The 2,897-nt window shown below is 47.7% G+C and carries 3 protein-coding genes and 1 pseudogene; 1 reads left to right on the top strand and 3 read right to left on the bottom strand.

Annotated elements, in window-relative coordinates:
- Positions 1-328: 328 nt before the first annotated feature.
- The 3 genes and pseudogenes from VE954_RS18470 to VE954_RS18460 form a co-directional block, all read right to left on the bottom strand.
- Positions 329-514 (bottom strand): annotated as a pseudogene (locus VE954_RS18470) (Tn3 family transposase); the annotation flags it as partial.
- Positions 515-628: 114 nt separating this feature from the next.
- Complete coding sequence (locus VE954_RS18465; protein WP_324955432.1) at positions 629-1,174, bottom strand: hypothetical protein; 546 nt, start codon at positions 1,172-1,174, stop codon at positions 629-631.
- 556 nt (positions 1,175-1,730) lie between these two features.
- Entirely contained in the window at positions 1,731-2,192 is a 462-nt protein-coding gene (locus tag VE954_RS18460) for a hypothetical protein (RefSeq protein WP_324955431.1), read from the bottom strand.
- 137 nt (positions 2,193-2,329) lie between these two features.
- Here VE954_RS18460 and VE954_RS18455 point away from each other — a divergent pair.
- Positions 2,330-2,897 (top strand): LysR family transcriptional regulator (locus VE954_RS18455; RefSeq protein WP_324955429.1); only part of this gene is annotated, 568 nt, incomplete at its 3' end.

The raw sequence follows: 2,897 nt of genomic DNA, 5'->3' as shown, positions 1-2,897 counted from the left end.
ATCAAGCAGCTATGCAGAGCCACCTTGGGCTTTGGGAGGTTTCGAACGGCAAGGATTACAATTGGTGGCTTTGAGTCGATGAGGATCATTCGAAAACGGCAGGTCAGAGCAGAGGGTGATACCTCTGCAGAGATCTTCTATTCCGTCGCTGCATGATCGTTCGCCAATCCTTGCTTCACCTCGCTCAGCTTCTGCAAACGCAACACAACCGGAAAAGGTTCGACGCTTACTTTTTGATTTGGCAGACTTTTCTGGCTTCAAAGCTGGACTCCCTATATTCATGGATTCATCTTAACAGATGGCTCCACGGAATCCGGGTTAACCTCACTATGCCTCCCCAGCCTCCGTAGCGAATATGATATTCAGAGAGCAGGTTCTTTTCGTACATATCCCATTGCGTACCATCAGCAGAAGCACTCTTTCCGGTGCCCCAAAGCTTTGGCAAGGTGAAGCGATTGTAGGAATTGATGACTTTTACGATCGCCTCCTGAAGCTTATCCTCAGTAACATGCCGCTTAGCGCTAGTCCCCTGGCTGTTAAGTATAGTCAATAATATTCGATGATTGTGCAGATTTTAGACATACTTTCTGGGGCCCTGGGTTAATACTGATCACCAAGGCCCAATCGCTTAGTTTATTTTTCTTACCGCATTTAAAATTTCGCAGACAAATGTCACAGCAATATCACCTACAGGCTTGCCTTCTTTTCGCCAGGTACGAGCAAACAAATACCCTGCAGACCCATCAAAAGTTGCGAGACCAGGGTCGGATTGCTTAATAGTCTGCACAGTGCCATGCCACGGATTTTCGATAGTGACTTCCAGCTCCTGAATTTTAAGCTCTTCTGAGCTGGCAAAACTTACCGATTTGCGCCACTCGGTTTGAGCTTGGAGAGTCGCGTGAAGTGTTTGACCATCAAATTTTGCTTCATAAGTCTCGCTAAACAATTGACCGATGACTTGGCGGGCAGGGAATTTTGAAAGCAACTTAACCGCTCTGGGTGTTACCCGATAATCCTCGATTTGAAGCTGACATCGAATTTGAGCTTCTCCTGCAGCAAATGCACTGCCGGAGAATGTTGCAAGAAATAGACCCGCAATTTGACACGAAAAAAGCTTGGCAATTTTAAACATGAGTGAGTCCACAGAGTTAATTGTAACTAAAAAATTACGCATTTCACCTCCCCTGGTACCCTTTGGGGGCGGCATCTGCAAGTTAAATTGAGTCAGTAAAAACTATTCACAGGGGTCGACAGAGGACTGGATTGGATTGACTGGCGTTGATTTGGTTAAGTGACAGCGTTCCCAAAGTTGTGGAATCTCCAGTCCGCTTAATTTCAACTGAACTCTTCTGTTTTTTTTGAGGCGAAAGCCATGCTTGATATTTTGCAGGTGGCATCTGCTTAATGGTGCCGCTGAAAAACTGAACAATACTCCAATATTGTTGACTATAGTTCACAGCGAGGGGATTAGTGCCAGCCCTCAGAGCCTGTTTAAAAAGGCCATGGTCAGCCATTTGGAGTGAAGAAACTTCCCGAATTGAATAAAGACTCGGTGCGAGTTATGACTCACCAGAACACCAAGGTAAGTTTAGGCTTCCATGGATAGGAAACCATATCAAAGCGATCTGAACGATGCCGAATGGGATGTTTTAAAAATTTTCATGCCTCCTGAAAAGTTGGTTGTGTTGCGTTTGCAGACGCAACACAACCTAATTTGATAACTGTCGCCCTTAGTTCCTCAATGGCCGGCAGAAAACCTCGCCCTGGGTCGGGACCCCATTGCGCGTGAGGGTCACGTGGCCATATGCGCCACCGATCCACATTTGAAATCCAACCTTCAGATCCAATGCCACCACTTCGCCAGAATAAGGTGATACGGTGTTACCTTTAGCCGCGAGGAGCGGGGAGTTGGGTACAAGGGAATCACCAATGAAATTTCCGCTTGCCTTCAAATTGTCAATAACGATGAGCTCACCATCAACGGTGATGATCTGAGCTGTCATTTTATCAGCGAAAAACAGGATCTCGAAATTGGGAAGCGCAAGCCCCCGGCCTTCAACCTTGGAAGCTTCGCTGCTCAAACACTGGGCCGCAAGCGGCGAGACTAGAGGTTCGGCGTGAACTGCGGCTGAAGACAGAGAGCAAACTGCAAAGAACAGTGCTGGCGGAACGCAGCGGTTGAGTACGGACATGATATTTTCCTTGTTGTTTTCGTATTATTTTGCAGAGCTTTAGCTACCCAATGACAGCCCTGCCAGACTCTTCTTTACGCTAGGTCATTCATTCTGTAAAATGAAATATTCAGAACGAAATCGTGCAGGAAAATGAAATGAATTTTGACCACATCCGATACTTTCTTGAAGTCGCGCGCCTGGAACACGTTGGTCGCGCCGCGAAAAGCCTCGCCATTAGTCCGAGTGCAGTGAGCCATGCCGTTGCTGCCATCGAAGATGACTTAGGCTTGGAGCTTTTCTCCAAATCGGGCCGGAACATCGTGCTGACTCAACAGGGCCATCACTTTAAGGTCAAGTCAGAAAACCTCCTGGCGCATTTGAAACGTATTCGTGAGGAAATGAGTGGGAATATGAAGGAGCATCCGGAACACCTGAGGGTGGCGGGGACGCACGGTCATTTACTGCGTCAGCTTATGTCCTGCCTCATGATCATTTCCAAGGACAGACCTAAGCTGACCATCGAAGCTTACAGCATGCGTTCGGTGGAAATTCTCCAGGCTGTCGCTCGCGGAGAAATCGACTTTGGACTGTGCTTCAGTCCGCTCGTTCATCCCCAAATCGAAATCCGGAAGCTCGGCACGGAGCCACTTGGGCTCTGTTTGAGAAGTTCGCATCCACTGCTGAAGCGTCTCGGTAACAGGCCATTTCCCTTTAAAGAACTCA

The sequence above is a fragment of the Oligoflexus sp. genome (assembly GCF_035638955.1).
GTDB lineage: Bacteria > Bdellovibrionota_B > Oligoflexia > Oligoflexales > Oligoflexaceae > Oligoflexus.
The sequence above is the reverse complement of the archived record's forward strand: the minus strand, read 5'-3'. Positions and strand labels throughout refer to the sequence as shown.

Coding starts and splice junctions, on each gene's coding strand:
- VE954_RS18465 (WP_324955432.1), bottom strand. CDS start 1,174: ATGCGTAATTTTTTAGTTACAATTAACTCTGTGGACTCACTCATGTTT.
- VE954_RS18460 (WP_324955431.1), bottom strand. CDS start 2,192: ATGTCCGTACTCAACCGCTGCGTTCCGCCAGCACTGTTCTTTGCAGTT.